The sequence below is a fragment of the Halalkalibacter nanhaiisediminis genome, assembly GCF_007830185.1.
Taxonomy (GTDB): Bacteria; Bacillota; Bacilli; order Bacillales; family Bacillaceae_D; genus Halalkalibacter; species Halalkalibacter nanhaiisediminis.
This window is the reverse complement of record NZ_VLKZ01000001.1, coordinates 242,787-261,845: the sequence shown is the minus strand read 5'-3', so window position 1 is coordinate 261,845 and position 19,059 is coordinate 242,787. Positions and strand designations below refer to the sequence as shown.

The following is a 19,059-nucleotide window of genomic DNA, read 5'->3' as shown; positions in this document are numbered from 1 at the left end:
GGTCTTATTCCTCCTCCATCACTTCAACAAAATCTCCGTCTTCAAGGAGGTTCTGACCTCTGACTACAATTTGATTATTTTCTTTTAAGTCACCCGTAACAGAAGTGAATTCTGTATCAAATCGGTTTACTTCAATGTTCTTTCTAACAGCCACGCCTTCTTCGACAATAAAGACGAATGACTCACCTTGTTTTTCAACAATCGCTTGCGTCGGAATGAGGATGCCCTCATCAGCTAATACCTCTTCCATCACAATTGAGCCAAACATCCCTGGTCTCAACTTCCTGTCTGGATTGTCAATCGCAACTTCTACTTTAAACAGGCCTGTATCTTGGCTTGTTGCTGAGATATATGAAATCGTTCCACTTAACGCCTCAGTAGAATTGGCAACAGCAACTTCAACCGTTTCTCCTTGGTTAAACATCGCGATCTGTTCTGCTGTAATATCAACACCTAACTTGACTCGATCAAGCTCTAAAATTTGGGCAAAAGCAGCTTGATTGGAAATCATTTCTCCTACATATCCATTGACTGAGACAACTTCTCCTGGTGAGGGAGCAACAATTCGCTTGTCATCTAGACGATTTTGGGCAGCATCTACTGATAACTGCGCTTGCTCAACAGCAATTTGCGCCTCTCTTATACCGATGTCCGCTTCAGAAATAGCTGATTGCGCCATCGATACGCCAATTCGTGCTTGATCAACGGACGCTTCTAGTGAACGAAGACCTGTGTCACTTGAGGCTTGGTCCTGATTTAATTTTGCTTGCTCATGAGCAATTCTTGCACGATTTTCTGCATTTACAGCACCCTCAAAATCTTGGTCTGAAATGAGTCCTTCATCGTACAATGCTTGCATCCGCTCCAAGTTCTTTTGTGCCTCTTCTAAGGCAACTCTTGCATTCTCGACATTAAATCCGCTGTTATTTAGATTTGCCTCTCTACCTTCACGCGCTTCAGCTAAACCCCCTTCTGCTTGACGAAGAGAAGCTTGAGCCTGTGCATAGCTTTGTTCAGCAGTAGACTTACCCATCTGTGCACGCTGTAAGCTACTTTGCGCTTGTCTTAGGCGAGTTTGTTCTTGTTCAAGTGCATTACGTTCAGACGTATCATCCATTCTAGCAAGCAACGTACCAGTCTGAACGATATCCCCCTTTTCCACATTCATTTCAACTAATTCACCAGCTACCTTAGGTGCCACATTTACCTCTTCATACGCCTCGATTGTTCCACTTAATTGATTGCTGCCGCTCAATGCGCCGTACGATACAAGGTCAACTGCAACTGGTATTTGTCTTACTTCTTCCTCTGTCGATACTTCCGTATTACTACAACCTGTTATGAAGCCCGCAGCTACCACAAGCGATATAACCCCTACTAAGCTAGTGATCCTCTTCATCTTAATCAAACTTCCTCCCTACCCATCTATTAACGAAAACGGCCTATGACTGACCGGTCGGTTCTGAGTTGAACTTTCCTCATTGTAATAGTTCGGAAGGATTAGCGTCAATATTTTTCAAACATTCTTCCACATATTTTCATAGAAAAATAATGATCGACACACTTTAGCCATAAACTAGGTTTTGCGTAGTCTTTATGTTAAAAAATAGCTCCATTACAAAAAGGACTCATCATTGACGAGCCCTTCCTTGCAATTATTGAATAGTACCTGCTTCAAGTAATTGTTAAAAAAATTTAAAACAGTATTACAAAAAATTCCTCTTGTATAGGTTTTTTTACCTAATTAAAATGCCACAAACATAATATTCCATGGTATTATTATGCATGTATATGTAATATTATCTAATTAATCTGGATAATAACATATATTCTAATATTCACTTAATACATCATATACATGGTTACGTATTAAGTAGAATGAAAATAGTCTTATTCACATTAAAATCTTAGGGGGTCTATGTATTGTCTTATCAACCAAAGTCTTATCGTAAATTTCTAGCTTCAAGTATGTCAACAGTAATGGTTGCAGCAGCTGTTACAACTGTAGCACCTGTGCATGTAGGGGCATCCACCGCATTCAATGACGTTTCATCAGATGCATATTATAGTGAACCAATCTCATATTTAGTCGAGAAAGGAGTCTTAGCTGGGTATTCTGATGGTACATTTAAGCCTTCTCAGCAAGTAACTCGTGCGGAAGCGGCAAAAATGATTGTGGAAACATTAGGCTTACAAACTAGTAATGCTGTCGTTTCTTTTTCTGATGTAGAGCAAGGTGTATGGTACACACCATATGTAGCAACTCTAGTAAATGAAGGAATTGTAGCTGGTTACCCAGATGGTACTTTTCAGCCTAATGGAGCTATTACTCGTTCAGAATTAGCAAAAATGCTCGTTGAAGCTTTTGATTTAGAAGCAGGAGCAAGCTCTTCTTTTAGCGATGTAAATAATAGTGCTTGGTATGCACCGTACATAAGTGCTCTAGTAGAGAATGAAATTACTTCTGGGACAACCCCTACAACATTCTCTCCTGAACGAAATGTCACTCGTGGTGAAGCTTCAACATTTCTATACCGTATTGATACTAGTTTAGAACATGTAACGGTTGAACAAGTAAATGATTCAACTGTCACCATTAATGGTACAACTTATGAAATAGCTGAAGATTTAAAAGGATTATTTAACGTTAAAAATGTTGCTGCATTAGCAAATGCAAAAATTAAGTTTGAAGCATCAGAGAATTCCATCACAAAGGTAACCTCTCTTATTCTTGTTACTAGTGGAAAAGAAAACGAGGAGGTTGTCTTAGACGCTCAAGGAGTGACAATCGATGGTTATGTTCATATTAATGCTGATTACACTTCTGTAAAGAACATGGTTGTCACAGATGATTTTGAAATTAGTACGAGGGTAGAAAACTCTTTTCATTCAGAAGAGCTGACAGTTAAGGGCCATTTCATCATCAGCGACAAAGCTATTTCAAAAGCTGATATTCGTAAATCAGAAGCAAACGCAAAAACTAGACTTACTATTGAAGATTCAACCCTAGAAACCATTGATGTTAATAAAGCAAATGTGAACGTAGAAATTAAAGGAAATACGTCTATAAACGTAGTAAACATCTCTGGCAACCATGCTGCTATTGTGGCGCCTTCAGGAGTGAAAATTCCTCAACTGACAGTCAATGAAGACGTAAGTGGCATTGAACTTAATGTTGATGTTGAATCTTTAACTTTAAACAATAGTAAAGGACTCGTGATTACTGGTAATGGAAATGTTGATACATTAAAAATTGAAGGTGAAGGGAATTTAACTCTTGCTACTGCATTAAAAATCGGTAACATCGAGCTCAGCGAAGGAAAAAAGATAGAAGATAGCATTACAAACTATAACAACATTAAACAAAATATCGGTAAAATTAATGGTGAATCGAACTCAGCTCCAGCAACACCTTCACGTAATACGGGAGGAGGCTCTTCTGGTGGTTCAGGTGGTTCAGGTGGATCTGACACAACTCCAGCTCCAGCTCCAAATCCAATTCCAGACCCGATTCCAGCTCCTGAAGTCAAGCCTCAGCTTTCAAAGTTACTCTCGACAAAGGATTCTGTTTTGATTGGTGAACCAACTGCAGTCGATTTTAGAGTCAACATTAATACTGAGGATGCTGATTCAGTCCAAGCCTTTTTAATGGCGAAAGATACACATGGTAATTTTGTCCATGTCTTAAAGGATGACAATCAAGTCAAGCTTTTGGATGATGGGAATCAAAACAACGGCGACATCATGCAAGGTGATGGTACGTACAGTACGAGAATTTCAATTGATGCAGAAAATGCTGGATTTCAATCTTATCATGTCAAAGTAGAACTAACAAAAGGTGAAAACGTAACTACTTTAACAAGCTCTAATGTTAATGTATTAGTGATGGCACCACTTAACGAAAAAGAGAAAAAAGTCATTGCTGAGACTAATTCAAGTACTCAACAACTTTTCCAAAACCTTTTAACGGAAAATAGCGAGCTTTCTCCCGAGGCAGTACAAGAAAAGGTTGTAGAAGCACTTGTCAAAAATGAAAATATAAAATCAGCTGGAAAGTCTGACTCTGGCAATGGAGTATGGTATGCCCTTAGTTCTGGAGCATTGGGTGCAGTCACACTACAACAAGATACTCAAGTCTCTGCAAACAGCATGTCTATTTCAAGTGCAAGCTTAACAGCATCATCACTAAGCGCGAGTGCTACGAATACAAACCGTATCGGAAACTATCAAGCTCTTATTCTTTCTCCATTCAAAAATCAAGGAAATGCGCTTCCTTCTAATGAAATTGATGGTGTATACGATTTGTTATCTTCTAATCCTACCTTTAATGTAACGAGAGTAAATGATGCTCAAGTAACTGTGGAATTACTCAGAAGCTATGCCCAGTACGGACTCATCGTGTTAGACACACACGGAGAAGCGTTATTTAATGAAAATTTAACAACAGCATTTCCAACACTAGCCGATATTTTCGCTACAGCTGAGTCAAAAGTCGTTTTCTTAACGGGTGAAGAAGTGAAAGAAGAGAATATTGGTCTTTATCAAGCAGATTTACAAACAGGACGCATTGTAAATGTTGATGGTTATTATGCAATCACACCAGCATTTATCGAATACTATAATAATGAAAATGCTAATAGTATTTTCTACAATCGTAGTGATAAGAGCTTCTATAACGATACGATGGCAGAGGCATTTATTAACAGTGGAGGTCAAACCTACTTCGGTTATGCAAATAACTCTCAAAGCAAAACAACAACCAAATTATTTGAACACCTGCTTGAAGGTGAAACAACAGGGGAAGCATTTGCAAATATTAACAATCAAGAATTAAAAATTGCAGGAAATAAAGATCTTACACTCATTACACCTGGCATCAACAATGGTAGCTTTGAAAATGGTACAGCAGGTTGGATCGGCGCTGGGGATGTTCGAACTGTTTCTCAATTAGGGACAAATAGTAATCCTAATTGGCAAACACTTTATCCTACAGACGGAAATCAAATGGGGATTATCTCTTCTGGAGTCAAACCAGGAGCAATTGGAAATAGACATAGTTGGATGTACCAAACGATTGTCATTCCGGAAGGTGTAACTGCACTAAAATTGGATTATAACGTTTTATCAAATGAGCCGATGAACTTTATTGGGTCAGTATTTGACGATAAATTCAAGGCAACAATTATTCCAGGTGTTCTTCCCGAAATAGCAATTGCAGAAGCTACAATTGGCACAAGTCCATCCACTGGCATTGATAATAAACAACAAGAATATGAGGATTCCCCTGATCAGGGGAATAATGATTACTCTAATGATTGGTTAGCAGACACTGTGGATGATAATGAAGTCATTATCGCCTTTGAATCCATTAACTCATCCTATTGGGGTCAAGGATTTGATCAATTCGGTTATGTGTACGAAGAAGATAGTAGCCATCGTGTTGATGTTGTATTCCCTAATGGAGATGACACCACATACATGACTGGTTGGAAACAGGTTACATTTGACGTAAGTGAATATGCTGGCAAAGGTCCTGTTACTCTAAAATTTCAAACATGGGATTTAGGAGATACTGCTTATCCAACAGCTGTCCTTCTTGATAACATCCATTTTACAGAGTCTGAAAAAACAGGCGTTCAGATTGGTGGAGAAGAGACAATTGTCGTATCTAAATCAGCAGACACTTCCGTTGAATATCAACTATTTTCTATCGATCAGTACGGCGATCAATGGACAGGTCCTATTACAATCGAAAAAGATGAAAACGGTTATGACCAACCGATTCGTTCTTCAGAAAGTGCAACATGGTCGCTTAAAGAAGATATTACTGGTGTCAGCATTGATGAAAATACGGGTGTGGTGACCGTTTCCGCTGAAGCTGATCCAAACGCTTCATTTATAATTATCGCTACAACATTAGATGGAAATAAGAAAGCAGAAAAAACAATTAGCCTAAAAGAAGCACCTAGTACAATCGAGATTTTTGGAGAAAATGAAATTTCTATCAAGGACGTAGAGCAAACAACTTCATATACAGCAGTTGTAACAGACAATGAAGGCAATGAATTAGCCAATACTGATATTCAATGGTCGATTGTTAACCAGGATGGTATTAATGGTGTTCAAATTAACAATGAAGGAGAAGTCACTATTTCTCCAGATGCAGAGCCATATACATCCTTTACCATTGTCGCTTCAACGAAAGATGGTGCATCAACTGTAAAAGTTGTTTCCTTATATACTTTCTATGATGAGGAGAATATTCCATCTACTGTTGATATTTTAGGACCAAATGTACTACACATGAAAGAAGATGAAACAATAGAGTTAACAGAGCAATACACGGCTATCGTAAAAGACCAATATGACAGTGAATTATATAATGCTGAAGTTTCATGGTCTATTAAAGAAGATCATGTTCCTGGTGTTCAGATCGATGCACAGACAGGTCTTTTAACTGTTTCTTCCGAGGCAGTGACAGGATCAGTCTTCACGATTGTAGCGTCAACTGTGGATGGAGCCGTTGTAGATCCTTCTAATGATGGGCAGATTATTGCAGAAAAACAAATCACTTTACAACCGTTCGTTCCTTTAACGTTTGAAATTGAAAATGGATCTGAAGCGATATCGACAACGCAAGACATTGTGGTCACCTTCTCGACTAGTGTTGAAAACATACATGAAGATTTCCTTGATCAATTTACTATAACAACAAGCGGCGATAAAGAAGCAATTAACAAAATTGCTAATGTTGCTATTGATCCAGAAGATGATAGACGCTTAATCTTTACGTTAGAAGAAAATTTAAATTTCAATACCGAGTATGTAATTAGCATACCCGTAGATGCGATCTGGCGTAAGGATGAGGGGTCTCTAGGAATTTATCCGTTTAGCGAGAATGTGGTCATAGTAAACAATTCGTTATTTATACATCTTCCATTTACCACAGAGGTTGAGGTTGCAGTTGAAACAGGTTCAGAATGAGGAGTTAACTAAAGAACTATTATTTACAAAAAGAAAGTTCTAATCTAGTAATAAGGATGAAGTGAGCCCAAAAAAGGTAGACATGTTATTTCAGTAGGCAGCTTCTAGGGCGTGAGTTCGGTATTGTACTGGGCTCACGCCTTTTAACTTTACCTTAATTTGTTTATTTGTGTATTAATTTATATAATTTCTTGGTTATTTCTTAACATTAATAACACTCTCTCCTTTACTATTTCCACCTAGCCCAAGTGAATTCACTTCTAATTGTGCAAATTCTCCACGAGTAATTTCTTTATTTGACTGAAAGCTTAGACCATTAAGAATACCTTAATTAAATAACTCATTTAATTCAACAGTATACCAATCTGTTTGCGCTTGGATATATGTAGACGTAGCTTTTGTTGTGACTGGTTCAATGACAGAAACGGCCGTGACAAGACTTAATGTTAGAATAAGAGATTTAGATAAGGACGTTTTATAAGACATTGGTATTCCTCCTGCTTTTTGGTTGAAATAAGTGCAGTTAGTAAATCATTCGTTATTTATACATCTTCCATTGAACGTTAAAAAAGAGGAACCTAAACAGAATAGGTTCCTCTTACAATATAATATGATTACGGTTACGGCTGAATGAGACCATTTTGCATCGCTTCTACTTGCTCTAGCAATAAATAATAGCTTAATTCTGCCATTTGTAGTTCAAATGCAGCCTGCTTCACTTGTATTTCACCTTGATTATACACAAAAGCAGAGATTAAACCAATTTCATATTGACGCTTCAACTTACTATAATCACTCTCTGCATAACGAAGCTCACGTTTCCCCTTTTCAACCGCTTCATAGGCTTTTGCAGCGTCATAATAAAGATCATCGATGTTCTCCTTTAGATCTCGCTTCAACTGCCTCATATTCTCTTCTTCTACTTTAACAGCTAGTTCTGCTTGATTGATTTCATATGAACTGACATCTCTTTTATTTTTAACATGATCAACTTCCAATTTGGCCATTGCTAAATCTTGCTCAGCTTTGCGCATCGCATAAGAGTTATTTACGAGTTGATCAATATTATTATTTGATTTAAGTGGACGGAGACTAGTAACAGATACAGGCTCAAGTTCAAGATCTTCGTGGTATTGAACGCCAATATCAAGAGCAAGCTTTGCTAATTCTCTTTGAAAATCTTTGTTTGCCTGTTCAAGGTCTCTTTTTTGGCTTGCGAAATCACGTTCAGCTTGCTCAAGCTCATAGGCAGACACGAGACCAAGCTCAACTTGACGCTTCATCTTTTTCATTTCTTTTTCCTTTTGATCTAATGCTTGTTGTGTGAAGTCATTTTGCTTTTCGGTTGATAATAACTGGACAAAGTTTGACTTTAACATCGTTTCTAGCATCAATGTCGATTCTTCGACTTCAAATGTCAATTGGATCTTACCTGAACTAAGCTGTTGTATGGCAAGTTGAAGCTGATAAAGCGCGTCCTCTAAGGCCTCAATTTGAGCTTCAAACACCGCAATCCCCTGATCGAGACCACCCTTTGCTTGCTCAAGCTCACTTTCAGTCATCGTTAATTGCAATCTAGCAAGCTCCTGTTGTAAAAGAGCTAACTGTCCTTCAAGTAAATCGATTGAATAATTTGGCGAGTTAGGATCAAGAGCAGCTAGTTCTTCTTGTACACTCGCCATCTCTGCTTCAATAGCTTCTATTTGAGCTTTAAGACCATTAATCCCTTCATTTAAATCATTTCTTCTATCTCTCATTTCATCTAGATCATCCTTGGCATCAACCAAATCCCAGCTCGTATTATCACGATCTCGAATTATTTGATTCTGTTGATTTTCGATGATCTCCATTTGATAACCTAACAATAAAAGCAAAGATTGTCGTTTGAGACCACGTTCAACAACATTATCAATCGTTAACGTTGAAACATTCTCAACCTCAGACAAAATATCCTTTTCTTTCTCTACACCATCAGCTAACACATCAGGCTGTATCATTGAAAAGCAAAGACTAGCACTCAGCATCATTATCGCAAACTTCTTCACATCTATTCTCCTCTCGAAATTCCTTTTTCCTCTACTGTTTAATTATACCTACTATACCATATGCAAATGATAAACATCTTTAAAAATGTACTGTTACCGAAATTGACATTAAAAGAAGAGCAATGACATAAAAAAGAGAGTTACCGCTTAATGCGATAACTCTCATAATGTCATAACGTTCTACAAATTACTTAATACCAGTAATTGTTTGTGAACTTGCTTCGTTACCTTTTGTATCTTGAACAGTTACAGTTGCATTTTTAGTGTATACAACTTTAACATTTGAAAGATCAAGATCTGACTTAAATGTGTCAACCTCAGAGAAATCAACTAAAATTGTGTCTGCAGCTACAGTAGCAAAAGTTCCATGAGCGTTTTTGCTTGCATTTTCTACTGTGAATTGTAATGCTGATCTAGGTACATCGCTACCTTTAAGTGCTACAGCTTCACTGTAAGTAATTTCAAGTGTATCAGCATCATTTTTTACTGCTCCAATCATAACAGGTGCAGCACGGTCAATAACATTATTAGCTGTTACAGATGCAGTATTTAGCGCTAAATTCTCTACACCACTACCGCTGCTCTTAATTGAATCTGCTGCAATTTGTACAAGATCAAGAACATTCTCTGTAGCAAATTTAACATCAGAAACAGCAGGTGTAATCGTTAATGTATTTCCACTTGCAGTAAATTTAACTTGAGAGTCGCCTCTAAGATTAATAAGTTCACTGAAGTTTCCGCCTCTATATCTTTCATATCCTTTAACTGTAATATCAGATGCTTTTAAGTTACTAGCATCAATATTTTCTTTAAATTCAAGAACGATTCTTTCTGCAGACTCAAGACGAACTTTATCTAACGTCGGAGCTGCAACACTTAATCCAGTTAAAGTTGTTTTTAGTTTTTCTAGGTTTGTCTTAACACCAGTATCTGTTTTCGCAGCACCTACTGCCAACTCAACTTCATAAGTTGTACCAGCTTCTGGTACGAATGCCGTTCCACTATCAGCAAATGATGCATTCACATCTTTAATAATAATTGTTTTACCAGTTGTATCACCTGGGTACAAAGCAACACCACTAGTATTAGAAGTAAACGTAAATGTATCTCCGCCATCTTTAATTACAACTGATCCATCTGTTTTGCCTGCAAAATTGGCAACATCTACACGTTGGTCAAATGTAAGCAAAAGATCTGCTTTATTTTTATTGTCCACTTGAGGAACAAGTCGTGCAGAAACACTTCGTACTTCAATATCTGCTTGAGCTTGTGCTCTAAGATTCACTGTTTCTTTATTTGAAGCATTAGGGAATACTGCATTCGCTACGCCGTTTGCAGGAAGATCGATTGTATAAGTTAAATCTGTATCTAATGTCCCACTTACAGTAACAAGAAGTTCTTTTGGATTAGTTCCTGCAGTTACGCCTGTTACAGCAACATTTTGACCACTTGGTGTTTTTACAGTAACTTGACTTGCATTAAAGTTTGGAGCAGCTAAGTCTTTGTCAAATGTAAGAGCAATTTCAGTAGAACTTACAACACGAGCAATTCGTGCTACTGGTTGTGCTTCTGAAATAGCAGGTGTTTGTACTGAAATTGTTCTTTGTGTTTCAGACAAAGCAGTACCTCTATCTGTTTCAACAGCAGGAGCAACTTGAATTCTATACGTTTTGCCTGCTAAAAGTTTATTTAAAGCAGCTTTGTCTAACTTAAATTCAACTGAAGTTTTTGCTGTTGAATCTACCCATTGACCAGCACCAGTTACAAAATTAGTTAACAATCCTAGCGAAGTGTTATTTTCAAAAACTGTGTAATTAGCGTTTGTAAGAGCAGCAGCTGACATTTTTTCGTTGAACTTTAAGATAACTTTATCTTGAGCTGCATTAACAGTAATTTCTGGTTGTGTTGCACCTTGTTTAAGAACAGATGCAGTAGACTGTGCAACTAATGATGCAACTTGATTATTATCACCATCAATTAATGCAACAGTATAATTAATATCAGTATTAGGAATAGTATCTAGAATAACAGATGCTACAGTACGATCCGCATTAAAACTAATTGTTGAAGATTGAATAACACCTGAAGTCTTTGCAGTTTGACCACCGTGGAAAGCAATAAAACGCTTGCCACTTTTTTCAATTTCAACTGCTAAATCAGCATCAACTGCTTTGTTGAACGTAACTTCAAGTTTTGTATCATTAACTGCAGTTACAGAAGAAACAGCAAGCTCAGCTGGAACTTCTACTACTGGTTCTTTTGTAGGAACTTCTACACGCACTTCTGGAACTTCTGTACGTTGAACGAATACAGGAGTTTGTGCACGAGTTACTAGACCGTTAGGAGCAAATGTTCCTGTTGAGATACCTTCAACGATTCCAAGGCTAGCAAGAACACTTACATATTCTGCACCCCAGCCAGTGTTGTCATTGAATGATACATCTGCTTCTTCGTTAAGCTCAAGACCATAAGCAGTTACAACCATTTTCGCCATTTCTTGACGAGTGATGTTGTTGTTTGGACGGAATGTACCGTTCTCATAACCATTGATTACATCTTCAGTTTGCTCTTGAATCGCTGCGATGTATGGAGAAGCCCAGTGATTTGCTGCATCAGCAAAGTTTGTCTTTGCGTTTAAATCTACTTCAAGACCAAGAGTGATAGCAAGGATCTTAGCTGCTTCACCACGAGTAATAGAAGCTGCTGGATCAAATGTACCATTAGGACGGCCTTCTAGTGCACCTTTTTCTACAAGGTAATCGATTGCGTCTGCAGCCCAGTGAGTTGCAGGTACATCAGGGAAATTCGCTGCTGCTTGAGCAGGTGTTGCGAATGGTGCAGCAACTGTAGCTACCATTGCAGCTGTTACAGATGTTGCTAAAAACTTACGGTAAGACTTAGGTTGATAAGCCATGTGGGTAAATCCTCCTTTAAATTATGTACAATTGAATGTACGTATTTCTACTAATTGCTAAAGAGCGTCTACTATCTGATTAGTAGGTCGGTCCATGCTGCGTTGAAGTTCGATAGTAATAGGATGAACGTTTCAGAGTTAATTGTTAAAAAAACTCGGATAGCGCTATTCTCTTTAACATTAGTAAATATCAGGGTGTAAGACTTGCAAGATTAGTATAATTTCCATTCCAAACAATGTCAACCACTATGAAAAAGTTATGGCTAAAGCACTAAGATTTCACAATGACTCTCATAATAAGGAAAGGCAGTTAAGTCTTATTTTACATGAAGTTATATAAATTTCAATAGTTTTGTCAAATTTATGTAGTCATTCATATTTTCGAAGTCTTTCATTAAACATTGCGTATTTCTTCTATGAAAATTGGGGAATATTTTTTCTTGTTTTACCTAATAGTTTTTAAAATGTAATAGTTGCATTTAGAGAGTTTGTTACCAACTTGTAACATAAAAAGACAAAATTCTGTGATAAACTAAATCTCGTACTTACCCAGTTCATGAAGAAATAAACATGATTTATATAGATATTGTCATTTTTTTAAGAAGTTTCAAAGAGGAGTGTATAGTAGTATGTTAAGGAAGTTTATCCCTATGATCGTGTTTGCTCTATTATTTACGACCGTGATTCAGACGCACACAGCAGAAGCAAGTACGCGAGATAACGTAGTAAGTTATGCGAAAGAACAATTAGGTGTTCCTTACCGATTCGGCGGAACGACTCCAAGTGGCTTCGATTGCTCTGGCTTCATTCGTTATGTGATGAATCAAGTTGGTGTATCAATGCCTCGTACTGCAAGTGAACAGTACAATACAGGTAGAGCAATTGCAAAGTCTGATTTAAAAAAAGGTGATCTGGTTTTCTTTGAAACATACAAACCTGGTCCATCCCACTCAGGAATATATGTAGGAGATGGCAAATTTATTCACGCTTCTTCTTCAAATGGAATTACCATTTCATCAGTAAATGATCCTTACTACTGGGGATCTCGTTACTTAGGCGCAAAAAGAGTGATTAAGGATGAAACGGTTGAGGTAGCTGTTAAAAAAGCTGAACCTGCTCGTGTTCTTGGCGAAGGGGAATACCGTGATGTTCTTCCTACCCACTGGGCTTTTAACGAAATAAAGGTGCTTTCAAAAGGGAATATGATTACAGGTTACGGCGACGGTCTGTTTGCACCAAATGATAAGGTCACACGTGCTCAAATTGCCGCATTAATTACTCGTGCAACAAGCTTACCTACTTCGGATGGTACGACTGGTTATAGTGATGTACCAGCTAATCACTGGTCAGCGTCTTCTATTGCAGCAATGGAACGCGCAGGTTATTTCTCTTATATTGAAGGCGGATCATTCAATATGAATCAACCCGTTACACGTGAAGAAATTGCCGTTCTTTTCGCAAAAGCATTTGATCTAGTTAATGCAGAAACATTATCTGCTTCTTCTGCTTCTACTTTTACTGATGTCGATCAATCAAATTGGGCATACGAAGAGATCCATGCTCTTCAAGCAAGCGGAATCGTTCAAGGCTTTGATGATGGTACATATCGTCCTTCAGGTCACGTTACTCGTGCTGAATTTTCGAAAATTCTACATACGACTCTTCATCATTAATAGAGGAGATCATCTGCTAAAGAAGCAGGTGGTCTTTTTTGGTTCTGTCATTAACATTTCATGACCCTCTGCCCTCAAATCAGAATGAAAAACACTTTTTTTCTGTTCAACTTAAAACGAACCAACTTCACATGAAAAAAGCTCGTCTAGGCTTCATCCTAAACGAGCTTTTTTGGTCTATATTTTATGAGAAGTTGGTTCGTTTCCAGTTGGATAAAAAAGGCAGATTAGTAAGCAAGTGCTCTCGTTAAAAATGAGGCAAACTCTGCTCTTGTGACAGGGCTTCTCGGCTTAAAAGTTCCGTCTGGCATCCCTCTTGCAATATTTGCTCCAGCTACAATGGTGATGTCTGTATAAGCAAAATAATCTTTTGAAACATCAGGAAAGCTTACATGTGATACTGGGGTAAATCGATAGGCTCGATTCAAAATTGTTGCCACTTCCCCTCGTTGGATCGATGTATTTGGGCGGAAGGTACCGTCGCTATATCCACCGAAAATGCCTTTACTAGTCATGGCTTGAATGTATTCTGCCGTGTAACTTTGTGGTCTGACATCTGTAAATGCTTCCCTATATGGTGCTGTTTGTTCCTTTAATGCTCTTGTCATCATCACAGCGGCTTCTCCGCGAGTAATCGTTTGATGAGGTCTGACTGTTCCATCTGGGTAGCCTTGGATAATACCTTCTCTTACTAGTAGTTTGATAGAAGAAGCGTACCATTCATCTCCAGTCATATCAGTAAATGATGGGGTGATGACTGGTTCCTTTTCCTTCTGAATGATAATCGATACTCCTGCTGGTTTTTTTGATTCTTGTCCGTCTTCGCCAATAGCCGTTACTGTGTACGTGTATTCCCCTTCGCCCACTTCGTCTATATAGCTTGTCGTGGTCGTCTCTGTTTTGACGAGCTTTTCATTGTTGCGATAAATTTGATATTCTACTGCCTTTTCTCCTGTCGTAGCGGCTGACCACGTCATTTCAACCTGTGCCAAGCCTCCTTCCCAGCCAAGGCTTGAGACTGCGACATTGCTCGGAGAAAGTGGTCTTTCGATCACACGAAGCGTCGAAGGTATTGCAATTCGGCCAAAGCCGTAGAGAGGGTCGCGGCCTATAGGTCCAAGGTCTACGGTTTGCTCCCTAAGCATTTGTCTTAATTGAACGTTCGTAGCGTTCGGATACGCTTGCTTGAGTAATGCAAGATGTCCTGTAACGTGAGGGGCTGCCATCGATGTTCCGTGTACTTGGACATATTCGTTGTTCAAATACGTACTGCGAATAGCGACCCCCGGCGCCGCTACTTCAACGGCTGGACCAGTTGCTGAGAACGACGCACGGCGATTTTGCTGATCGATTGCAGCGACTGCAATCACGCTTTCATAAGCAGCCGGGAAATCAACCGTATCCCCTGTTCCGCTTGCATTGCCTTGGTTTCCAGCTGCGGCAATGATCAGTGCACCGTGTTGATAGGCGTCATCTAGAGCAGCTTCTAAATGGCGAGAAGAAGTCTTCCCACCCATGCTTAAATTAATAATATTAACACCTTGATTAAGCGACCATTCAATTGCTTTAACAACATTAGACGTGAAGCCATCGCCGTTTTCATCAAGAACTTTAGCAACATAAATGGATGCTTCTGGTGCAACCCCAACAATACCGATGCTATTATTTAGGGCTGCAATGATTCCTGCTACATGGGTGCCATGCCCGTTATCGTCTTGATAGGAATCAGTGTAGCTAACGAATGACTGTCCTTTGACAACCCTTAAATCAGGGTGATTGGCGTTAACTCCTGTATCGAGAATCGCGACCTTTACGCCTTTTCCTGTTAATCCATTTTCCCATACAGAAGAAGATCCAACGGCTTTTACTCCCCAATCAACGACTTGGCTCTTCACTTTCACAGGCTCATCCTCTTCAATGTACGATACGTACTCGCTTTGCTCAAACAAATGAACCTCAGTTGGGGAAAGCTCGATTGCGACGGCTTGAATACGTTCGAGTCGTTGGTAGATTCTTTCTGAAAATGGCTCAAGTAGATCTTCTTGAATCTCTGGTTCAAATCCGATAATGTATCGTTTGTTTTCACTTGCTTGTGCTGTCTGATCATGCAGTACAAATAAAAGCATGACGATTGCGACGATATGAAGCCATTTTTTCTTGAACATTGATTGTTCCCCCAATTTTCACATCTTATCTGTTACGGTGCAGGTGCATTGTTTTTATTGATCTCTCGTTTGTTTATTCTCGGTCTTGCACCGAAAAAGACCCAGCCCCATTTGAATTTATACAAAATTAGGTACACAATTAATCCTGATATGAGTAGCGCTCCAAAGAAGCTCCCCGCGATAAATAAGTAATACAAGGTCATGTTTCCACCTGGATCAACATACTCTCTAAAGTAGAATAAGTAAAGAGGATGGATTAAGTAGATACCAAATGATAAGTAGCCTAATTTCATTAGACTCCCAGTGATCCATGCTGGTGCTTTTTTAACAATTACGACGGAGAGATATATTAATAGAAGCGCTGTTAGGATCGTATGAGCATTCCACATGAATGTGTACAGAAGTGAGTGAAAGGCATTGCCTAGTACTCGTGTGCTATGCCAAATCGAGATATGACCGATTACTGCTGCCAACCAAGCGACAAATAAGCCAGCAACAAGCCATTGTCTCGTTTTGATCCACGCTTTGATGTCTGCATAATAAATACCTATAAATGCACCTGTTAAATAATAAGACATATAAGATAAAGAAATACTTCCTGTGTCTGGGTATTGCCATACAAAGCAATTGTAAAAGACAAACGTCCATTGAATGACAAATCCAATCCAGATTAAATGCTTCGTTAGTGCAGGCCACTTTTTCAAAACGACCAGCAGCAACGGAAAGAGTAAAAAGAATTGAATACTAATAAAGACAAAATAAAGATGTGTATATGCATTCCCTAATAAGAGCTCTTCGGTAAAGGTGCTAATGAATTCTTGAAAGCTCTCGTACGTTTGAAAATACTCAGTCCGTATCCCATTATAGATGAAAGAAAAGATCAAATATGGGAGTAGAATATATAAAAGTCTATTTGAATAAAATTTATGAATAAGCTGTCTCGACAATGGCTTATGATAATAGCTATAGAATAAAACGAGGCTACTTAACAAAATAAATGTTGGTGTCCCGAATCGAAAGAACGTATTGATTGCGTTAAAAAATACAAAAGCATTTGAGTCAGGTACTAACTCGATAATCGTAACAGATGTGGAATGAACCATGAGCACAGCAAGAATGGCAATGGCTCGTATGATGACTATTTCCTGTAGTTGTTTCTTCGCTTGTTTACTCATCTTATCTCCTTTTAACTCTTGATCTATCATTAATATTAGTGTACTACTCCTCTACCCTAAATCAATGCTTGAAATTGCAGAAGATAATGGTAAGCAAGTCGATACTTTCTCACATTTTACAAAAAGATGAGAATGACTAAGTCTTGTCATCCTCATCTTTTTTCTACTATTATTGGACGACCTGAATGCGGTTTTCAACGCCTGGAATTGGCTTGCCTGAGCGGATGTAATCAATTAATACGGTGCTCAAGTATTCACCAGTGTCAGCTACAAGGGTGCCTTCGGTGAACCACTCATAGCCATCACCACCAGCTGCTGTAAAGTCGTTTGTGGCAACTATATAATGCCGATCTAACTGTAAGGCTTCACCATTTACATGTGCTTCCACAATTCGCGAGCCAGCGGGTTGGCTCGGATCAAAGCTAAAGGTGAGTCCAGATGTTTGCAGAAAGCCACCATTTTGCTCTGGATATAAGCGAACGGAATGCTCTAAGCTATTTAAAATTTGCTCTCCTGTTAGCTCAAGTGCAATGACGAAGTTCGGGAATGGAAATGCTGTGTTCACATCACCGAATGTCACTTCGCCTGCATCAATATTGGCACGAATACCCCCACCGTTTGTTAACGCAATATCAGCTTCCACAACTTGTCGCATCGCATCTGTGATTGTATTCCCAAGGTTTGTTTCTTCCACCCGAACAGATTCACGTGCACCATTTAAGTCTGTTTCGATTGTACCAATTACTTGAGAATATACCTCTTCCACTTCTGCTGCGTAACCATCAAGAATAGAAGAAACGGTCGCGTCTTCTCCAAGATCTGCTTGATCACGAACAAGATGCCCTTGTACGCCAATTAATTCATCTTCAAAGTAGACCATGTGCGCGACACCTAATGCTTTACCATGCTCGAAAGCTTGTGTAATATATGTGCCGTTATGAAGCTCTGGCTTCTCAATTGTCGTATGACTGTGTCCACCTAAAATAATATCAATACCTTCTACTTGTTCAGCAATCTCTTGGTCAATCTCATAGCCTGCATGTGACAACAGGATTATGTGATCGACTTCGTCTTGTAATTGTTCTACATACTGGGCAGCTACGTCTGTTTCAGCATTAAATGTTAATCCTGCAATATTGTTTGGATGAGTTTTCACAACTGTATCTTGTGCGGTAATGCCGATCAGTCCATACGTTTTTCCTGCCATTTCGACGACTTCATATGGTGGAAGAATCGTCTCACCCGTTTCTTCATTAATTACATTTGCACTAAGAATCGGGAAATCGGTTAATGTGTTTAATTCGACTAAATGATCGCTTCCAAAATTAAAATCATGGTTACCTGGTACCATTGCGTCATAACCAATTTCATTCATTGCATCAACCGCTGCAAGGCCTTCATTTAAGTTGACGTAATTCGTACCATGGAACGTATCACCCATGTCAAAAACAAATGTGTTCGGGTTTGCCATACGAACTTCGTTTATAACGGAAGATATTTTTGCTAAGCCCATTTCGCCATTATCTGCGTTATATAGGACACGTCCGTGTAAATCGTTTGTATGTACGATTGAAACGCGTTCAAAATTTTGATGATAACGTTTTAAGATTAATTCCATGTGGCGATATTGTAAATTGGCTTTTGGATGAAGGGATCGATCAGTATACCCTTGTAATAAACCTAGTTCAATTGCTGCTGCTATTTCTTGTTTTGACCAGCTGCTAATTTTGTTCGAATCTCTAAATGTTTCTATGATGTCCGTGTCGTATTCACTTGATAGATTTAGAGCACGAATCAAGAAGACATATGCCTGTTCACGAGTGATCTTCTCATTAGCACCAAAGCTTGTCTCACTTATTCCGTTCGTAATCCCGAGTGTAATCGCTGCTTCAACATACGGCGTTAATTCAGGAGAAACATCAAGAAAACGTGCTTCTTCAAGGTTCTCATAGTGAGAAACATCTACATTTAGTGTTTGCAATAGCTCTGTGATGAACTCTCCACGCGTCACTGCTTTTTGCGGATTTCCATTCGCTAGTGTTTCATTTGCATATGTAAATGTTAGCAGCAAAACAAGGAAACTAATGAATCCTTTTTTCATCC

At 38.7% G+C, this 19,059-nt stretch carries 9 protein-coding genes; 2 read left to right on the top strand and 7 right to left on the bottom strand.

Annotation, left to right across the window (positions count from 1 at the left end; all coding sequences use genetic code 11):
- Window positions 1–4 precede the first annotated feature (4 nt).
- Complete coding sequence (locus tag IQ10_RS01195) at window positions 5–1,399, bottom strand: efflux RND transporter periplasmic adaptor subunit (RefSeq protein ID WP_144448653.1); 1,395 nt, start codon at window positions 1,397–1,399, stop codon at window positions 5–7.
- A 524-nt stretch (window positions 1,400–1,923) separates the two neighbouring features.
- Between IQ10_RS01195 and IQ10_RS01190 the strand changes: the two genes are divergently transcribed.
- A complete protein-coding gene (locus IQ10_RS01190) occupies window positions 1,924–6,984 on the top strand; it encodes an S-layer homology domain-containing protein (protein WP_144448652.1) in 5,061 nt (1,686 codons plus the stop codon).
- Window positions 6,985–7,311: 327 nt separating this feature from the next.
- On the opposite strand, the gene IQ10_RS17890 is transcribed toward IQ10_RS01190, so the two are convergent.
- From IQ10_RS17890 to IQ10_RS01180, 3 genes are all read right to left on the bottom strand, one after another.
- Window positions 7,312–7,470, bottom strand: a complete 159-nt coding sequence (locus IQ10_RS17890; protein ID WP_158639951.1) for a hypothetical protein — start codon at window positions 7,468–7,470, stop codon at window positions 7,312–7,314.
- A 134-nt stretch (window positions 7,471–7,604) separates the two neighbouring features.
- Complete coding sequence (locus IQ10_RS01185) at window positions 7,605–9,029, bottom strand: TolC family protein (RefSeq protein WP_144448651.1); 1,425 nt, start codon at window positions 9,027–9,029, stop codon at window positions 7,605–7,607.
- Window positions 9,030–9,216: 187 nt separating this feature from the next.
- Window positions 9,217–11,943 (bottom strand): S-layer homology domain-containing protein, encoded by a 2,727-nt coding sequence (locus IQ10_RS01180; protein WP_144448650.1) that lies wholly within the window; start codon window positions 11,941–11,943, stop codon window positions 9,217–9,219.
- 650 nt (window positions 11,944–12,593) lie between these two features.
- Between IQ10_RS01180 and IQ10_RS01175 the strand changes: the two genes are divergently transcribed.
- A complete protein-coding gene (locus IQ10_RS01175; protein WP_158639950.1) occupies window positions 12,594–13,616 on the top strand; it encodes a C40 family peptidase in 1,023 nt (340 codons plus the stop codon).
- A gap of 227 nt (window positions 13,617–13,843) precedes the next feature.
- Here IQ10_RS01175 and IQ10_RS01170 read toward each other — a convergent pair whose 3' ends face one another.
- From IQ10_RS01170 to IQ10_RS01160, 3 genes are all read right to left on the bottom strand, one after another.
- Complete coding sequence (locus IQ10_RS01170) at window positions 13,844–15,781, bottom strand: S8 family peptidase (RefSeq protein ID WP_144448648.1); 1,938 nt, start codon at window positions 15,779–15,781, stop codon at window positions 13,844–13,846.
- A 32-nt stretch (window positions 15,782–15,813) separates the two neighbouring features.
- The gene (locus IQ10_RS01165; RefSeq protein WP_158639949.1) at window positions 15,814–16,956 is read right to left on the bottom strand and encodes an acyltransferase; all 1,143 of its coding nucleotides are present in this window, start codon (window positions 16,954–16,956) and stop codon (window positions 15,814–15,816) included.
- A gap of 169 nt (window positions 16,957–17,125) precedes the next feature.
- Complete coding sequence (locus IQ10_RS01160) at window positions 17,126–19,057, bottom strand: 5'-nucleotidase C-terminal domain-containing protein (protein WP_144448646.1); 1,932 nt, start codon at window positions 19,055–19,057, stop codon at window positions 17,126–17,128.
- Window positions 19,058–19,059 lie beyond the last annotated feature (2 nt).

Coding starts and splice junctions, on each gene's coding strand:
- IQ10_RS01195 (WP_144448653.1), bottom strand. CDS start 1,399: ATGAAGAGGATCACTAGCTTAGTAGGGGTTATATCGCTTGTGGTAGCT.
- IQ10_RS17890 (WP_158639951.1), bottom strand. CDS start 7,470: ATGTCTTATAAAACGTCCTTATCTAAATCTCTTATTCTAACATTAAGT.
- IQ10_RS01180 (WP_144448650.1), bottom strand. CDS start 11,943: ATGGCTTATCAACCTAAGTCTTACCGTAAGTTTTTAGCAACATCTGTA.
- IQ10_RS01175 (WP_158639950.1), top strand. CDS start 12,594: ATGATCGTGTTTGCTCTATTATTTACGACCGTGATTCAGACGCACACA.
- IQ10_RS01170 (WP_144448648.1), bottom strand. CDS start 15,781: ATGTTCAAGAAAAAATGGCTTCATATCGTCGCAATCGTCATGCTTTTA.
- IQ10_RS01165 (WP_158639949.1), bottom strand. CDS start 16,956: ATGAGTAAACAAGCGAAGAAACAACTACAGGAAATAGTCATCATACGA.
- IQ10_RS01160 (WP_144448646.1), bottom strand. CDS start 19,057: ATGAAAAAAGGATTCATTAGTTTCCTTGTTTTGCTGCTAACATTTACA.